General features: G+C 73.5%; 13 protein-coding genes and 1 pseudogene. 9 read left to right on the top strand and 5 right to left on the bottom strand.

What is annotated here, in order from left to right:
• Positions 1-927 (bottom strand): ATP-binding protein (locus FREUN1FDRAFT_RS20030; protein WP_255348220.1); only part of this gene is annotated, 927 nt, incomplete at its 3' end.
• A 441-nt stretch (positions 928-1368) separates the two neighbouring features.
• On the opposite strand from FREUN1FDRAFT_RS20030, the gene FREUN1FDRAFT_RS20025 reads away from it, so the two are divergent.
• From FREUN1FDRAFT_RS20025 to FREUN1FDRAFT_RS44025, 4 genes are all read left to right on the top strand, one after another.
• Complete coding sequence (locus tag FREUN1FDRAFT_RS20025; protein ID WP_006541980.1) at positions 1369-2370, top strand: xanthine dehydrogenase family protein subunit M; 1002 nt, start codon at positions 1369-1371, stop codon at positions 2368-2370.
• Positions 2367-2849 (top strand): (2Fe-2S)-binding protein, encoded by a 483-nt coding sequence (locus FREUN1FDRAFT_RS20020; protein WP_006541979.1) that lies wholly within the window; start codon positions 2367-2369, stop codon positions 2847-2849. The genes FREUN1FDRAFT_RS20025 and FREUN1FDRAFT_RS20020 overlap by 4 nt, the downstream gene beginning before the upstream one ends.
• On the top strand, positions 2846-5530 hold the full coding sequence (locus FREUN1FDRAFT_RS20015; protein ID WP_006541978.1) for a xanthine dehydrogenase family protein molybdopterin-binding subunit: 2685 nt from the start codon (positions 2846-2848) through the stop codon (positions 5528-5530). Before FREUN1FDRAFT_RS20020 ends, FREUN1FDRAFT_RS20015 begins: the two co-directional genes overlap by 4 nt.
• A gap of 100 nt (positions 5531-5630) precedes the next feature.
• Positions 5631-5789: a hypothetical protein gene (locus FREUN1FDRAFT_RS44025; protein WP_006541977.1), complete on the top strand. Its 159-nt coding sequence runs from the start codon at positions 5631-5633 to the stop codon at positions 5787-5789.
• Between the two features lie 225 nt (positions 5790-6014).
• Here the strand turns inward: FREUN1FDRAFT_RS44025 and FREUN1FDRAFT_RS20010 are convergent, their stop codons facing one another.
• Positions 6015-6416, bottom strand: a complete 402-nt coding sequence (locus tag FREUN1FDRAFT_RS20010) for a helix-turn-helix domain-containing protein (protein WP_006541976.1) — start codon at positions 6414-6416, stop codon at positions 6015-6017.
• Positions 6417-6534: 118 nt separating this feature from the next.
• Here FREUN1FDRAFT_RS20010 and FREUN1FDRAFT_RS20005 point away from each other — a divergent pair, with 118 nt between their 5' ends.
• The 5 genes and pseudogenes from FREUN1FDRAFT_RS20005 (at position 6535) to FREUN1FDRAFT_RS19990 (ending at position 10834) form a co-directional block, all read left to right on the top strand.
• Positions 6535-7167 carry an LUD domain-containing protein gene (locus FREUN1FDRAFT_RS20005; protein ID WP_006541975.1) on the top strand — a complete coding sequence of 211 codons (633 nt, stop codon included), beginning with the start codon at positions 6535-6537 and terminating at the stop codon, positions 7165-7167.
• Between the two features lie 330 nt (positions 7168-7497).
• Positions 7498-8688 carry a macrolide family glycosyltransferase gene (locus tag FREUN1FDRAFT_RS20000; RefSeq protein WP_035952509.1) on the top strand — a complete coding sequence of 397 codons (1191 nt, stop codon included), beginning with the start codon at positions 7498-7500 and terminating at the stop codon, positions 8686-8688.
• 60 nt (positions 8689-8748) lie between these two features.
• Entirely contained in the window at positions 8749-9780 is a 1032-nt protein-coding gene (locus tag FREUN1FDRAFT_RS19995; protein WP_006541973.1) for a thiamine pyrophosphate-dependent dehydrogenase E1 component subunit alpha, read from the top strand.
• Positions 9777-10052 (top strand): annotated as a pseudogene (locus FREUN1FDRAFT_RS48100) (alpha-ketoacid dehydrogenase subunit beta); the annotation flags it as partial. The gene FREUN1FDRAFT_RS19995 and the pseudogene FREUN1FDRAFT_RS48100, both read left to right, overlap by 4 nt.
• 44 nt (positions 10053-10096) lie before the next feature.
• Positions 10097-10834: a transketolase C-terminal domain-containing protein gene (locus FREUN1FDRAFT_RS19990; protein ID WP_006541971.1), complete on the top strand. Its 738-nt coding sequence runs from the start codon at positions 10097-10099 to the stop codon at positions 10832-10834.
• Between the two features lie 171 nt (positions 10835-11005).
• Here FREUN1FDRAFT_RS19990 and FREUN1FDRAFT_RS19985 read toward each other — a convergent pair whose 3' ends face one another.
• From FREUN1FDRAFT_RS19985 to FREUN1FDRAFT_RS19975, 3 genes are all read right to left on the bottom strand, one after another.
• Positions 11006-11869: a cyclopropane-fatty-acyl-phospholipid synthase family protein gene (locus tag FREUN1FDRAFT_RS19985; RefSeq protein ID WP_006541970.1), complete on the bottom strand. Its 864-nt coding sequence runs from the start codon at positions 11867-11869 to the stop codon at positions 11006-11008.
• Positions 11870-11930: 61 nt separating this feature from the next.
• Positions 11931-12902, bottom strand: a complete 972-nt coding sequence (locus tag FREUN1FDRAFT_RS19980) for an SDR family NAD(P)-dependent oxidoreductase (protein ID WP_006541969.1) — start codon at positions 12900-12902, stop codon at positions 11931-11933.
• Complete coding sequence (locus tag FREUN1FDRAFT_RS19975; RefSeq protein ID WP_006541968.1) at positions 12899-15673, bottom strand: family 78 glycoside hydrolase catalytic domain; 2775 nt, start codon at positions 15671-15673, stop codon at positions 12899-12901. The genes FREUN1FDRAFT_RS19980 and FREUN1FDRAFT_RS19975 overlap by 4 nt, the downstream gene beginning before the upstream one ends.
• Positions 15674-15707: the final 34 nt, after the last annotated feature.

The raw sequence follows: 15707 nt of genomic DNA, 5'->3' as shown, positions 1-15707 counted from the left end.
CCCGTCCGCCAGGCCGCCGCCGGCCGGGGCCGGCGGCACCGCCGGCAGGTCGACCGCGCGCGGGTGCGGCATCGGTGCCTCCAGCACCGCCAACGCGCGAGCCAGCTCGATCAGGATCGGCTCACCGCGGTGCAGGCAGGCCAGCAGCGCCAGTCCGAAACCCTCGGTCCGTGCGCCGCCCACCTCGCGGAAGTCCTCGGTGAGGGCCGTGAGCAGCAGCGGGTTGCCGGCGGTGGCCTCGTGCAGCGCCGGCGCGAGCCGGCGGGCCGTCACCTCGTCCGACTGCCGTGCCACGAGCTCCGTGGCACCGGTCAGGGACAACGGCGCCAGCCGTAGGGACCGGAATCCGGGCGACCTCGTGAGCCCGACCCGGAACGGGACGTCCAGCGGCCGGGAGGCGAGGCTGCCGGCGAGCAGCACCACGATCCGGGCGGAATCGAGCCGGCGCACGAGGTGCAACAGCGCGGCCAGCGACAGCTCGTCGGCGTACTGCACATCATCCACCGTGATCAGCAGCGGCTGCCGTGCGCTGAGGTCGAGCAGAATCAGACCCAGCTCGTGCAGGACGTGCGCGAGATCAGCCGCGCCGTCGGTCTCCGGGTCCTCGGCCAGGGGCCGCCGCAGGATCCGCTGCGTCGTCTCCGCCGGAATCCCAGCCCCGTAGAGAAGCTGGTTCACCACCCCGAACCGAAGAACCGCTTCGGAACTCGCGCAGTTCGCGCTTCGGACCATCATGCCGGCGTTCTGAGCGCGGGCGGCGGCGTAACGTAGCAGCTCGGTCTTGCCGCTGCCGGTCGCCCCCTCGATGAGCGCGACCCTGCCCCTTCCGTCGAAGCATTCCTCCAGAAGCCGGTCGAGCTGACGGAGTTCGCTGTCTCGTTCAACCAATACCATTGCTGACCCCTGGTGGTCGTCCACGCCGGTCATACCCGCAAACCGGATCCGGCGGGCTGGACGACGGGCGCTTGCTGGGCGGCGAGCGGCCTCATCGTCGCCCGGCCGCACCCACCCACCGAGAACCGTGCGCCCATCGGAGCGCATTACCGCAGGTCAGCGCGGTATGCCCGTAACATCCGTGTCATAGGGGTGTAACAGGGATACCTCAGGGGATGGCCGCTGTCCCCGGGAGACAGGCGTGACCCCTTCCCCGCTGGACCGGCCACCGGGGCAGTCCGCGGCAGCCGCCGAAATGGGGGCCCTTAGGGGTCGTTCGGACGATCTTCGCGGTGGACGGTAGCCGCAGGCGCTTCGTCCGACGAGGGAAGGTCCGAGCATGTCGATCAACCGCGACGAGCCGGCGCCGCCGGGCGGTGCGCGCGCCGCCGGTCCGCGTGCGGCAGCGCGTCCCCGCCGGGACGGGTGCGCCGGATGAAGCCGGCGCCGTTCGACTACCGCAGCCCGGCCACGCTGGACGATGTGGTGACGGCGCTGGCAGAGCAGCCCGGCGCCCGGGTGCTCGCCGGCGGGCAGAGCCTGCTGCCGGCACTGGCCCGGCGCGCGCTGCGCCCACCGCTGCTGGTCGACCTGCGGGCGGTGCCGGGCCTGGACCGGATCGACCGGACCTCGCAGGCAACCCTGTTCATCGGCGCCCGGGTGACCCAGCGCCAGATCGAGCGGGACCACGCGCTCGCGGGCGAGTGCCCGCTGCTCGCCGAGACGATCCGGCGCGTCGGGCACCCGCAGACCCGGACCCGCGGCACCCTCGTCGGCGGCCTGGCGCACGCCGACCCGGCCGCCGAACTGCCCGCCCTGCTGGTCGCGCTGGATGGCGTGGTGCACGCGCGCGGCCCACGCGGCGACCGCCGGATCGGCGCGGACGCGTTCTACCTCGGGCCCGGCCGCACGGCGCTCGCCCCCGACGAGGTCGCCGTCGCGGTGGAGATCCCGTCGGCCACGACCACGCCGTCGCCCGCGGTGCCCACAGGCACCCCCGGCGACGCCGGCGGCGGCACCGACGACACCGGCGACCTCGCGGTGGGCGGCGCGTGCGTCGAGGTCGCACCGCGCGCCACCGTCGCCCTCTGCGGAGCGCTCGCCACCGTCGCCCGCCGGGCCGACGGCACCGTCGCCGCCGCCCGGATCGCGCTGTTCGGTGTCGCGGCACGGCCCGTGCGGGCCCGGCGCGCGGAACGGGCCGTCCTCGACGGCGGTCCACTCGATCCGGCCCTGATCGCCCTGCTCACCCGCGAGGACCTCGACGCGGCCCGGGCCGCGGACGCCGAACTGCCCGATGGTGAGGGCGGCACGAACGGGGCGAGCGGAACGAACGGGGCGGCCGGGGCGGGCGCCGACGGCGGCGACTACTGCCGCGAGGTCGCCGGGGAGCTCGTGCACCGGGCCATCGACCGGGCCCTGGTGGCGGCGCGGTGAGCGAGCATCCGGTCGAGGTCACCGTCAACGGCACCCGGCACCGGCTCGACGTCCCCGCCCGGCTGAGCCTGGCCGACCTCCTGCGCGAGCACCTCGGCCTGACCGGCACGCACCTGGGCTGCGAGCAGGGCCGGTGCGGCAGTTGCACCGTCCTGCTCTCGGGCGAGCCGGTACGCGGGTGCCTGGTGCTCGCGGTGCAGGCTGACGGGGCCGAGGTCACCACGGTCGAGGGCGTGGCGGCGGACGGCACGCTCGACCGGGTGCAGTCGGCGCTGCGCGAGCACCACGGACTGCAGTGCGGCTTCTGCACGCCCGGCATCGTCCTGACGCTGCGTCACCTGCTGGATCTGCCGGCCCCGCCGGGCCGCGACGACCTCGTCGCCGCGCTCGACGGGCACCTGTGCCGGTGCACCGGCTACGTCAACATCCTGCGCGCCGCCGAGTCCCTGATCGGCCCGGCACCGAGTGAGCGGTCTTGACGACCCTGCGACCCGATGCCGGTACCGCCGGCGTGACGCGCTCCGCCGCCGGCACCCGGGGCGAGACCGGCGGCCGTCCCACCGTGGTGGGGACGCCGGCGCGGCGGCGTGAGGACGACCGGCTGCTGCGTGGGCGCGGACGGTTCGTCGCGGACCTGCGGCTGCCAGGACAGGCGCAGGCCGTGTTCGTGCGAAGCACCGAGCCGCACGCACTGCTGCGCGCGGTGGACGTCAGCGCGGCACGGGGCGATCGACGGGCGGTGGCGGTGCTGAGCGCCGCCGACTTCCCCGGCGGGCCGCCGTTGCTGCCCAGCGCCAGCGGCCCGGTGCCGGGGCTGCCCACCGCGCAGCCGGCGCTCGCGACCGACCGTGTTCGCTATGTGGGCGAACCGGTCGCGGTGGTGGTCGCCGCCGACCGCTACGCCGCCGAGGACCTCGCCGACCTGGTGCGGGTCGACTACGCGCCGCTGCCCGTCGTGGCCGACCTCGACGCGGCCCTGCGGCCGGGGGCGCCGACGCTGCACCCGCGGGCCGCCGACCAGCCCGGTGGACCTCCCGGGACGCCCGCGCGGGGGGACGACGGCGCTGCGCGGGACGACAGTGCAGGACGCGGCAGCGCCCCCGGATGGGGCGACAACGTCGAGCAGGTCGTCCGAGCGGTACGCGGCGACGTGACGGCGGCGCTTGCCGCGGCGCCGCTCACCTTTTCCGTGCGCCTCTCGATCGCCCGGCAGGCCGGCGCCCCGATGGAGACCCGCGGCGTCGTCGCCGACTGGGACCGCGCCGCGGGGCGGCTCACCGTCTGGACCCCCACCCAGATACCGCATGGGATGCGGGACGCCGTCGCGGCGGCGCTGGGGCTGCCCGCGGACGCGGTGCGGGTGGTGCTGCCGGATGTCGGCGGGGCGTTCGGCACGAAGATGCAGCCGTATCCCGAGGAGTTCGTGGTCGCCTGGCTCAGCCGGCTGCTGGGCAGGCCCGTCGGGTGGGTCGAGGACCGCGCCGAGCACACCGTCGCGACGGTGCATGGACGCGACCAGCACCACGACGTCGAGGTCGGGCACGACGCGTCCGGCCGGATCCTCGCGATCCGCGACCGCATGGCGAGCGACATCGGCGCCTACTCGTTCACCAACGCGGCCGTCGAGGCGATCGCCACGCCCGCGGCGGTACCCGGCCTCTACCGCGTTCCCGCCTACGCCGCCGAGTCCCTGGCGGTGTTCACCAACAAGACCCCCGCGGGCCCGTTCCGCGGCGTCGGCGCCGCCCCGGCGACGTTCGTCATGGAACGGATCGTCGACCTGGTCGCCGCCCAGGTCGGTGTGGACCCGGCCGAGGTCCGGCTGCGCAACCTGATCGGGCCGGACGAACTCCCGTACGGCCCGCGGACGACGCTGCATCTCACGCAGGGCTCGATGCCCTGGCCGCCCCACGACAGCGGGGACTACCCGGGGCTGCTGCGCCGGGCACTGGACCTGGTGGGCTACCGGGACCTGCGGCGGGAGCAGGCACAGCGGCGGGCGAGCGACCCGGCCGGCCCGCTGTTCGGCGTCGGTCTCGGCATGTTCGTCGAGCCCAGCGGCGACGGCAAGCCGGAGCTGGCCCGGCTGCGGGTCGACGAGTACGGCGTCGTGGAGGTGGCCGCCGGGCTCGCGCCCAGCGGCCAGGGGCACGAGACGATGCTCGCCCAGATCGTCGCGGACGAGCTGCGGATCCCGCTCGACGACGTGGTGGTGCGGCTCGGTGACACTGACCGGCTGCGGTGGGGCGCGGGCACCATGGCCAGCCGGTCGGCGGCGGTGGGTGGCGGCGCGGTGCGGCTCGCCGCGCGGGCCCTGGTCGAGCGCGCGGTCCCGGTCGCCGCGCGCCTGCTCGGCGTGCCGGCGTCGGCTGTCGCGCTCACCGAGCACGGGTTCGGCCGCACCGACGGCACCGGCGCGGCGCTGGACTGGGCGTCGGTGGCACAGGCGGCCGGCCCGACGACCGGGACGGGCGAGCTGGCCGCCGAGGCGGAGTTCCGTCCGGCCGGCATTCCCTTCGGCTACGGCGTGCATGTGTCGGTCGTCGAGGTCGACCCGGGCACGGGCGTCGTCACCGCGCTGCGCCACCGCGCGTTCGACGACTGCGGCACCGTCCTCAACCCGATGATGCTGGCGGGTCAGGTCCACGGGGGCATCGGCTTCGCGATCGGCAACGCGCTGTTCGAGGAGCTGCCCTACACCGACGACGGGTTCCCCCTGGCCGGCGCCGCCGGCTACCCGCTGCCCACCGTGAGCAGCATGCCGGCGGATGTGTGGGTCGCGCACGCCCAGGCGCCGGCACCTCCCGCGGCCGGCCGCGGCGGCGGGGACGTGAAGGGAGCCGGGGAGGGCGGTGTGATCGGCGGGACGGCGGCGATCGCGAACGCGGTCGCCGACGCGCTCGCCCATCGGCCCGGTCCGCCACCCGCCCGAACGCCCGCCCGAACGCCCGCCGGGACGGGCGCGGGCGGGACGCTCGCGTTTCCATCGCTCCCCGGCATCGTGGGACCCGAGGCCGTGACGAGGATCCCGCTCACCCCGCCGGAGGTGCTCCGGCTGCTGCGTGCCCAACCGAGCCCGGCCACCGGCGTCCCCGCGGCATACCCCGCAAACACCCCAGATCGCCGGCACGCGCCGAACCCGGGGCTTTCGCGCGGCTAGCGTCGAAAGCCCCCGCGGCCCGGCGCGGGTCGAGGAGCACCACACCGTCGTCGCCGGCTACGGCCTGCCGACTGCCCTGCCCACCGGGGTGGACCTCGGGATGCTCGTCCGGCTGATGCTGCTGGACAAGAAGTCCGTCCAGACCGGGCTCACGTTCGTGCTGGACGGCCCGCGCGGCCCCGAGCTCGTCCGCGACGTCCCGGAGTCCGTCGTCCTGGACACGCTGCGCCGGATGCCCACCGCCCGGCCGCCGGTGTGAGCCCCTGCTCGGCCCACCAGCTCGACCACTACCGGCTGCGATTGCTGCCTGGCAAGAGTTGAGGATCGCGGTCGTTCTGACACCAAAATCCTCAACTCTTGCGGATTGCCAAACAACCCTGCGCCCGTTTTGTCTAGTCTTGTTGCCAGGTGGCCCTGGCCACCAGACGGCGGCCGGGCTCCGCCGGCGCACGCCTGAAGCACCGCGGGTCGACCTCGCCTGGATTCACCGGGCGTCGTACTCCCGGCGGGCGTCCCTGATGTCGTCGGTGTGCCCCAGGACCCAGTTCATCAGCGGCCAGGTGCTGTCCAACAGGGCACGTCCCAGCGGGGTGAGGGCGTAGTCCACCCGGGGTGGCACCGACGCATGCACGGTCCGGTCGACGAATCCGTCCCGTTCCAGGCCACGCAGCGCCGCGGTCAGCATTCGCTGGCTGATGCCGGGAATGTCCCGGCGCAGCTCAGAGAATCGCCGCGGACTGTCGGCCAGCTTGTGCACGACCGCTATCGACCACTTGTCACCGATGCGGTCCAGTACCTCCCGCACATGGCAGGCATCCTCGCCACGGGCGGCCAGGACGGTCGCGATCCGGTGGTGGTCGGTCTCGTCGGCGGCGCCAGTCGTCACAGTTCCCTCCAGGTAACCAAGGCAGAAAAAAGTGCCGTCTTCCGGAGCAGCTTCATCATTGTCGAGAATATGACTGGCCTCCACTCGGAACGCCGACCCATCCACAGAGAGATCAGACATGACTGTCGAAGCACCCGTCCTCGACGAGGCCTTTTCCGTACCCGCCGACGAGGCGGCCCTGAACCGCGCGGCCGCCGCACTGCGGGACAACGGCTTCGTCGTCCACATCGTCGACACCGCGGCCGACGCCCGGACCCTGCTCGGCCAGCTCCTCCCCCGCGACCGCGAGATCTTCACCGCGTCCAGCCAGACGCTGGAGCTCTCGGGGATCACCGCGGACATCGACACCTCGGGTGACTACGTCTCCGTGCGCGCCCAGGCCGGCCCGCCGTCCGCGGACGACGTGTGGAAGACGATCCGGCTCGGGGCCACCCCGGAGGTCGTCGTCGGCAGCGTCCACGCGGTGACCGAGGACGGACGCCTGCTCGTCGCCTCCGCCAGTGGCAGCCAGTTCGCCCCCTACGCCTCCGGAGCCAAGCTGGCCTACTGGGTCGTCGGTGCGCAGAAGATCGTCGCGGACCTCGAGACCGGACTGCGCCGGTTGCGCACCTACAGCCTGCCCCGCGAAGACCAGCGGTTGCAGGAACTCTACAACCAGGGCTCGTTCATCGGCCGCATCCTGATCCTCGAGCGCGAGGCGTTCCCGGAGCGCGGCACGGTGGTCCTGGTCCGCGAGGTCATCGGCTACTGACTCCCCGCTCCGCCGGGTACCGGCCCGTTCCTCCCCCGTCCCCCTCCGGGCGCGAGGAACGGGCCGTTCGCGCGTTGCCGGACGCTCGCGCCCAGCGGCGCGCAGGACGACCACGCACCCACGCACCCACGCACCCACGCACCCGGGCACCCGGGCACCCGAATCGGAGCCGGCGGCCCCACCCGGACAGGGGTGTCCTACGGGTTGGAGCGCGACGGGGGGTCGGTGACGATGGTTCCGCACTCCCGGCCCGTCCTTGTGCTCGCTGCCCGCCCCATCCGGGGAGCGGGCCAGCCGACGGCTGTCAATCCGGCAGAACGGACCATTGCGGTGCCCTTTCACGTCCTGGTACTTGACATTCCGTCGAATGCGCACATCCTGCCCAAGCTAGGTATCGTCAGCGAGCTCGTCCAGCGGGGCAACCGGGTGAGCTACGTCGTCGCCGATCATCTGACCGACCGGGTTCGCGGCACCGGCGCGGAGGTCATCGGCTATCCGTCGAAGGATCCGCTGACCAGCCTCAGGGGCGGCGATCTCGCGGCCCCGCAGAAGGCGTTCTTCCGCGAGAACCTCGACATTCTGCGCGCGGCCCAGGAGCATCTCGGACCAGATCGGCCGGACGCCGTCGCCTACGACGAGGCCGCCTTCCAGGCCGGCCGGATCCTGGCCCGCACCTGGGATCTACCCGGAGTGCTGCTCACGGTGAGCACCCTCTCCAACGACCACTACTCGTACTTCGACCACGTGGCGCAGTTCGTACCCAGCTTCCGACTGACCGACCCGACCGAGGAGATCGCCGAAGCGCTGGCGGCTTTCGGGCTCGCGGACCAGCTACCGGACTTCCTGTGGACGAGGCGACGGGTCGCCGAGTTCACCATCTCCTTCGTACCGCCCTGGTTCCAGCCGGCCCACGAGACCTTCGACCCCAGCCAGGTCGTCTTCGTCGGGCCCAGCGTGGAGAACCGGAACTTCCTCGGTGTCTGGCAGCCACCGGCGTCGAACCTGCCGGTCGTCCTCGCCTCCATCGGCGGTGTGCACAACGACAAGCTGCACTTCTTCCGCACCGTCGCCGAGGCCTTCGTCGACCAGCCGTGGCACCTCGTCGCCACCGTCGGCGACAACCTCCCGCAGGACGACGTCGACCGGCTCGGCCACCTCGCGCCGAACGTCGAGATCCACCGATGGGTGTCCAACATCAGCGTGTTGGCGCATGCCCGGGCGTTCGTGACCCATGGCGGCAACGGCTCCCTGTTCGAGGCGCTGTACACGGCCACACCGTCGGTCATCGTCCCGGCCGGGCCCGACTACCTGCCCTCCGCCGACACGGCGCGCGGGCTGGGCGTCGCCACGGTGGTCCCGCACGAGGAGCTGGACGGAGCACGGGTGCTCGCCGAGGTGGAGACGCTGGTGAACGACGAGGCCGTCCGACTTCGCCTGGCGGACCTGCGCGAACGCATCCGGTCGGGCGGCGGTGCCGTCCGCGCCGCGGACCGGCTCGAGGCGTATCTGCGCCACTCCTGACCCGCGCGGCCAGGCCGCCCACCCGCACAGCCCGCATGCGACGGCGAGGAGTGGCACGGCGTGACGCGCCAGAACGGCCAGGCGGCAGCTCGGATGATCCGCGACATGGTGCGGATCCGGTGCGTGGAGGAGGAGCTCGCCGAGCTGTACCGCGACGAGCAGGAGATGCGGACGCCGGCCCACTTCTCGATCGGGCAGGAGGCGACCGCCGTCGGTGTGTGCGCGGCCCTGCGCCCCACCGACGTCGTCTACGCCGGGCACCGCTCGCACGCGCCCTACCTGGCGAAGGGTGGCGATCTGCGGGCGATGGTCGCCGAGCTGCACGGCAGGCAGACCGGCTGCGCGCGCGGCCGTGGCGGCTCCATGCACCTGGTCGACCGGGCCGTGGGCTTCGACGGCTCGGCCGCGATCCTCGCCGAGATGATCCCGGTCGCGGTCGGGGCGGCCTGGGCCTTCGCGCTGACCGGCCAGAACCGGGTGGCGGTGACCTTCTTCGGTGACGGGGCGGTCGAGGAGGGCACGTTCCACGAGTCGGTGAACTTCGCCGCGGTGCACCGGGTCCCGGTCGTCTTCGTCTGCGAGAACAACCTCTACTCGGTCTCCTCGCCGCTGCGGGTGCGCCAGCCGACAGCCACCACGATCAGCGAGCGGGTCGCCGCCTACGGTGTGTGGTCGCGCGACGTCGACGGCAACGACGTCTCGGCGGTGCACGCCGCCGCGGGCGAGGCTGCGGAACGGGCGCGCGACGGCGGCGGGCCGGCCTTCCTGGAGCTGCGCACCTACCGGTGGCGCGAGCACGCCGGACCGGGATGGGACCATGATCACGGCTACCGGAGCCGGGAGGAGATCGACGCCTGGATGGCGGGGTGCCCGATCCGCCGGGCCACCGCGGCGGCCGAGCCCATGGTGCCGGACATCGCCGAGCGGGTCGGCGAATGGGACTCCCGGTTCCGCGCCGAGCTGCACGAGGCCGTCCGGCTGGCCAGGGCCGCGCCGTGGCCCTCCCTCGCGTCGCTGCTCGACGGTGCCTACGGGCCCGGTCACCACGCCCGCGACCACGATCACAACGGCCACGGAGTCGACCACCGATGACTTCACGAGGACGCCCGGTGCGGACGCTCACCTACCAGGAGGCCGTCAGCGAGGCGACGGTCCAGTGCATGGCCTCGGATCCGTCCGTGATCGTGCTCGGAGAGGGCGTCGACGACCACAAGGGCACGTTCGGCACGACGAAGGCCGCCTTCGAGCGTTTCGGCGGCGCGCGGGTCGTCGACGTCCCGAACTCCGAGAACAGCTGCACCGGCATCGCGGTGGGGCTCGCGGCGGCCGGACTGCGCCCACTGGTCGTGCACATCCGCGCGGACTTCCTGTTCCTCGCATCCGACGCGCTGGTGAACCTCGCCGCCAAATGGCGCTACATGTACGGGAACGACGGCGGCGTGCCGGTGGTGACCCGCGCGGTGGTGGGGCGGGGTGGGGGCAGGGCGCCACGCACTCGCAGAGCCCGCACGCCACCTTCGGCCACTATCCCGGCCTCCACGTCGCCGCGCCCGCGTCCCCCGCCGACGCCAAGGGTCTGCTGGTCGAGGCGCTGCGCGGAGACAACCCGGTGGTGCTGCTGGAGCATCGCAGCCTGTACCCGCTGGCCGGCGAGATCCCCGAGGAGCCCGTCGGGATCGCGTTCGGCGTCGGGCGCCTCGCCCGCCCAGGCCGGGATGTGACGGTGGTGGCCACGTCGCTGATGGTGTACGAGGCCGAGCGGGCGGCGCGGCTGCTCGCCGAGCAGGAGGGCATCGAGGTCGAGGTCGTCGACGTGCGCAGCATCCGCCCGCTGGACGAGCGGATCATCTGCGAGTCGGTGGCCAGGACCGGCCGCGTGGTCGTCGCCGACACGAGCTGGGCCCGGTACGGGTTCGCCGCGGAGGTGGCGGCGGTGATCGCGGAGAACGTTCCCGAGGTGCTGCGCGCCCCGGTGCGCCGGGTCACTCCTCCGGACAGCCCGGCGCCGGTCTCGATGCCGTTGGAGAACGCATGGCACCCGAACGCCAACACGATCGCGCGGGCCTGCCTGGACCTGCTGGGAGAGCGGCGCCGGGAGCTCGTGCCGCTGGAGGACAGCGCCGCGGCCTTCCGCGGGCCCTTCTGACCCGGCCCTTCTGCCGACCCGCCTCCGCCAGCAGCGGGGAAAAGGCACCCGCCCGGCACGACGGCCGGGGACGACACGTGGCGTCCGCGTCCGTCGCCGGCCCCCGGAGACTCTCCAGGGGCCGGTACTCGCCACCTCCCGCCGAACCGTCCACCCATGCGCCGCCCGAAATCAGTCCCGGCCCGCCGGGAGCTCGGCGACCGCGATCAGATAGCCCAGCCAGCGGAACCTGCCGAAGTCGAGACCGTCCGCGGAGAACTCCTTCGGAACGCCGTTCTCGAAGTACTCGTCGAGGTACTCCTTCGCCGCCACCGCCCGCTCGGTGATCAGGGTGGACGTCTTCGGGATGACGTTCACGGTGATGTCCCGCAGCTCCAGCAGCCGCAGACCGGCGCCCCGGAGCAGAACCGGATAGTCGTCCAGGCGGATGCGCGGGCCGAAGGACTGCCGGGCCCAGAAGCTTTCGGCGTCGGCGAGGTCCTCGGGCGCGACGGGTTCCCGTTCGAAGACGTCCGTCACCACGATGCGCCCGCCCGGCCGGACGACCCGGGCGATCTCGGCGAAGACCCGGGCCCGGTCGGGCACGTGGATGATGGACTCCAGCGCCCACGCGGCGTCGAACGAGTCGGCCTCGAACGGGAGGTCCGCGGCGTCCGCGTGCTCGAAGGAGACCTGCCCGGCGAGCCCGGCGGCGGCGGATCGCTCGTTCGCCCTGATGACCTGCTTCTCGCTGATGGAGACCCCGACGACGGACGCGCCGGTGGCCCGGTGCAGCCGGATCGCCGGGTGGCCGAGCCCTGAGCCGACGTCGAGCACCCGGTCGGTCGCCCGCGCCCCGAGCTGCTCGATCGACACCTCGGTGAGGCGCTCCGCCGCCTCCTCCAGCGAGGCGTCGTCCTGCGGCGAGTCCCAGTAACCCATGTGGTAGTTGAGATCGTCCGTGGCGCCCTCGACGAGTTTCCCCGGATCCTCGTCGACAAGCCGGTCGTACCACTGCGCGACCGACTCCGCCAGCTCACTTCTCGCCTTGGTCATGCCAGACCTCCAGAAAGAGCGTCATGTTCCTGTGGGCGTCCGTGCTGAGAACCGCCGGCGGTCACCGGAGCACGGCGTCGCTGTCCGCACCGGCGACACCGTCGGCCGGCTCCCCGTCGACCGGCACCCCGTCGACCGGCACCGGCCGGCGGGTGGTGGGGTCGAGCCAGCCGCCGATCCGGCGGGCGAGCGCGTTCCCGGTGGGATCGAGCAGCTTGTGCGCGAGCAGCTGGTGGCCGGCCGGGGAGGTGGTGTACCGGAAGCCCGGGTCCGCGCTGGCCAGCACCCCGACGATGATCTCGGCCACCTCCGTCACCGGCTGGGTGGCGGGCACGTCGGTGACGTCGCCGCTGGACCAGTTGCCGAAGTACTCGTCGATCACCGCGCCGTAGGGCTCGGGCGCCTCGGCGAGGAACCGGTTCGGGTCGTGGTCCCGGAAGATGGCGGTACCGGAGACATGCCCCGGGCTGACCACGGAGACCGCGACCCCGAGCCGCCGCGCGACCGGCGCCAGGCTCTCCAGAAGTCCCTCGAGCGCGAACTTCGAGGCGCCGTACGACTCCTGGAAGGGCAGACCCAGCACCCCGTTGATGCTGCCGACCGCGATGATCCGGCCACCGCTGGCCCGCAGGTGCGGCATCGCCTGCTTCAGCACCGCGACGGGACCGAAGAAGTTCACCTCGAACACGCGCCGGTAGCTCGCCAGCGACTCGCTCTCGAAGGTGGCCATCAGGGTGACCCCGGCGTTGCTGATGACGCCGTGCAGAGCGCCGTAGTCCGTCACGACGTCCGCCACGACGGCTGCGATCTGCTCCTCCCGGGTGACGTCGAGCTCACGGATGTCGACGGAGAGGCCGGGCCCGCCGGCCGCGATCCGGGCCCGCAGGTCCTCGGCACGGTCGAGGGAATACACGGTGGCCACCACCCGGTAGCCGGCCTGGGCCGCGGCCACCGCGGTGGCGGCCCCGATCCCCGAGCCACTGCCGGTGATCAGCACCGCCCCGGCGGGCCGCGCGTGTGGAGCCGTGGTCATGCGGTCACCGCCTCGCGGTCGAGGGCACAGGTGTGGACCGAGGCGCCCGGCTCGACCTCGGCGTGGGAGCCGTCGGGCAGGGTGATCTCGGCGGTGGTACCGGGCGGGACCACGACGGTGAGGGAGAACCGGCCGTCCTCGATCCGCCAGGAGGCCTCGACCCGTCCGTAGGGCGAGTCGAGGCGTGCCTCGGCCCAGGTCAGGCCGCCGCCCGGCCGCGGGGCGACCCGGAACCGACGGTAGCCGGGCGCATCGGGGTCACCGGAGGGTGCGATGCCGGCGACGTGGCCGTGCAGGAACTCGACGACGCTGGCGCGGGCCGGGAAGTTCTGGGCCAGCCGGGCGTGGCCGTCGGCGCTGATGCCGTTCCAGATCTCCGCGAACGTCGTGCCGCCGCGGTCGAGCGTGGTCAGCCAGGACGGCTCGGTGTCCTGGAAGAGCAGCTCGTAGGCGACGTCCACATGCCCCGTGTCGGCCAGGACGGGCAGCAGCAGCCGGGTCGAGGGCAGCCCGGTGCCGGGGTGGGTGCCGGCCTCGCGGATCAGCTCGACCAGCCGGCGGGCGGTCTGCTCGCGCAGCTCGTCGGGAACCAGGCCGAACGCCAGCGCCCGCAGGTGGGTCGCCTGGGTGTCCACGGCCAGCGTGCCGTCGGCGTGGACGAACTCGGCCTGCCAGGCGGCCCGGATACTCGCGGCCAGCGCCTGGTACCGCTCGGCGTCGGCGGCGTGACCCAGGTGCGCCGCGACCCGTGCGAGCAGCGCGGTGGACTGGTGGAAGTACGCGGTCGCGAAGATCCCGTGGTCGGCGTCCTCGACCCGCCCGAAGACGGGCACGAGGAAGGCGTCGATCTCGTCAAGGGTGTGGATCTCCCGTCCCCAGGCCAGCTCCTGCTGCGTCGGGCGGGGGGTCTCGCGCGGCGGGGCGGGCTCCAGGAACTCGCCGAAGTGGTAACCGGTGTCCCAGAGGAACCGCTCATGCGGCGCGGGATCCGGCCGGGCCGCCCGGCGCGAGTGGTGGCGCTGTTCCCGGGCCACCGTCGCCACGTAGTCGACCCAGGCGGCCATCGACGGGTACTGCTCCGCGAGCAGCTCCTCGTCGCCGTAGACCCGCCAGATCTCCCAGGGGACCAGGACGGCGGCGTCCGCCCACGCGGCCTGGCCCTGCGGCACCGCGGCGTGCGCCGTCAGGCTCCCCGGGCCGAGCGGGTCGGGGGCGTAGTTCCTGATCTTCCCGTCCGGCCACTGGTCCGCCGCGAGGTCGCGCAGCCACGAGACGCTGAACCCGGAGACGTCGTGGAACAGCACGCCGGTGGGGACGTTGACCCCCCAGTCGGTCCCGCCGGAGCACTCCCGGGTGATCTCGGCTGTCGGGGTGCCCCACTGCTGGTTGCGCAACGTCCAGAAGGCGACCTCGTAGAGCTGGTTGATCCGCTCGTCACTGCACTGGAACCAGCCCGTCCGGGGCAGGTCGGAGCCCACGACGACGGCGGACACGTCGTCCGCGGTGATCTCCTCCGGATGTCCCTCGATCCGCAGGTAACGGAAGCCGTGCCGGGTGTGCCGCGGTTCGAACACGTCCCCGGGCCGGCCCGCGGAGACCACCCGGTCGCCCTGGACGCCGCGAGGGGGCTCATACCAGCGGATCGTGGCCTCGCCGGTCGACGGGTCGACGTCCCCGGTGACGGGATCGAGCGCCTCCGCGTGGGCCAGCGCCAGCGCGGTGCCCGCCGGGCCCAGCCGCGTCAGCCGCACCCAGCCGTGGATGTTCTGCCCGAAGTCGACCACCTGGCTGCCCGGGCGCGGACGGGTGATCGCGACCGGGCGCAGGGAGGCCAGGCGGCGGATCGGGGGCGCGGGCGACGAGACGAGCCGCGTCGTGGGAACCTCGTCGCCCCGCTCCCCCGCGAGGCGCACCGGGGACCAGCCGGTGACGGCGGCTCCCGGCCGGTCCCAGCCCGGCCGGTCGTGGCGGAAGTCGGTCTCCTGCCCGTCGGAGAGGTCCGCCGCCCGGATCGCGCCGACGGTGCCGCGCCAGCCGGGGCCGGTGCCGATGACGGTTCTGGTCGCGTCGTCATGCTCGACCTGGAGCTGGGCGAGCAGCCCGGTCCGCTCCCCGAACCCGTCCGGGAGGCGGTGGTAGCAGGTCCGGCCGCGGTACCACCCGTCGCTGACGATCGCGCCCAGCGCGTTCGTGCCGACGGTGACCAGCTCGGTGACGTCGTACGCCTGGACCTGCAGCCGCGAGCGGTAGGCGGACGGTCCGGGGGCGAGCTCGGCGTCGCCCACCCGCGTGCCGTTCAGGAACACCTCGTACACACCCTGTGCGGTCACGTACAGCCGGGCAGCACGCACCGGCCGGGTGACGAGGCCCTCGCCCCGCAGCAGGTAGCCGGGCCGCCATCCCGCCGGCGGCACCGCCGCGCCCTCGTCGGGGCGGATCCAGGACGCCACCCAGTCCTCGGGCTCGAGCAGTCCCATCTCCCACCGGGCGGTCGGCGACCACGCACTCTCCCCGGTGTCCGTCCAGACCTTCACCGCCCAGCTGACGCGCTGGCCCGACCGCAACGCCGGCCCGCCGTAGGGAACGAACAGGCTGCGATCCGACTCGACCCGTCCGGTGTCCCAGCCGACACCGTCCACCACGGCACGGATCCGGTAGGCCGACTGCCGGCGCGTCCCCTCGGGCAGCCACCAGCTCAGCCGCGGAACCCGGACCGTCAGACCAAGCGGGTCGACCAGGTGCTCGACACGCAGATTATTTGGGGCGGACACCCCACCTCCCGAATTTCCCCGTCGTATTCCCGGC

The organism is Parafrankia sp. EUN1f (genome assembly GCF_000177675.1).
GTDB lineage: Bacteria > Actinomycetota > Actinomycetes > Frankiales > Frankiaceae > Parafrankia.
The sequence above is the reverse complement of the archived record's forward strand: the minus strand, read 5'-3'. Positions and strand labels throughout refer to the sequence as shown.

Coding starts and splice junctions, on each gene's coding strand:
- FREUN1FDRAFT_RS20025 (WP_006541980.1), top strand. CDS start 1,369: ATGAAGCCGGCGCCGTTCGACTACCGCAGCCCGGCCACGCTGGACGAT.
- FREUN1FDRAFT_RS44025 (WP_006541977.1), top strand. CDS start 5,631: ATGCTCGTCCGGCTGATGCTGCTGGACAAGAAGTCCGTCCAGACCGGG.
- FREUN1FDRAFT_RS20005 (WP_006541975.1), top strand. CDS start 6,535: ATGACTGTCGAAGCACCCGTCCTCGACGAGGCCTTTTCCGTACCCGCC.
- FREUN1FDRAFT_RS19990 (WP_006541971.1), top strand. CDS start 10,097: ATGGCGCTACATGTACGGGAACGACGGCGGCGTGCCGGTGGTGACCCG.
- FREUN1FDRAFT_RS19985 (WP_006541970.1), bottom strand. CDS start 11,869: ATGACCAAGGCGAGAAGTGAGCTGGCGGAGTCGGTCGCGCAGTGGTAC.
- FREUN1FDRAFT_RS19980 (WP_006541969.1), bottom strand. CDS start 12,902: ATGACCACGGCTCCACACGCGCGGCCCGCCGGGGCGGTGCTGATCACC.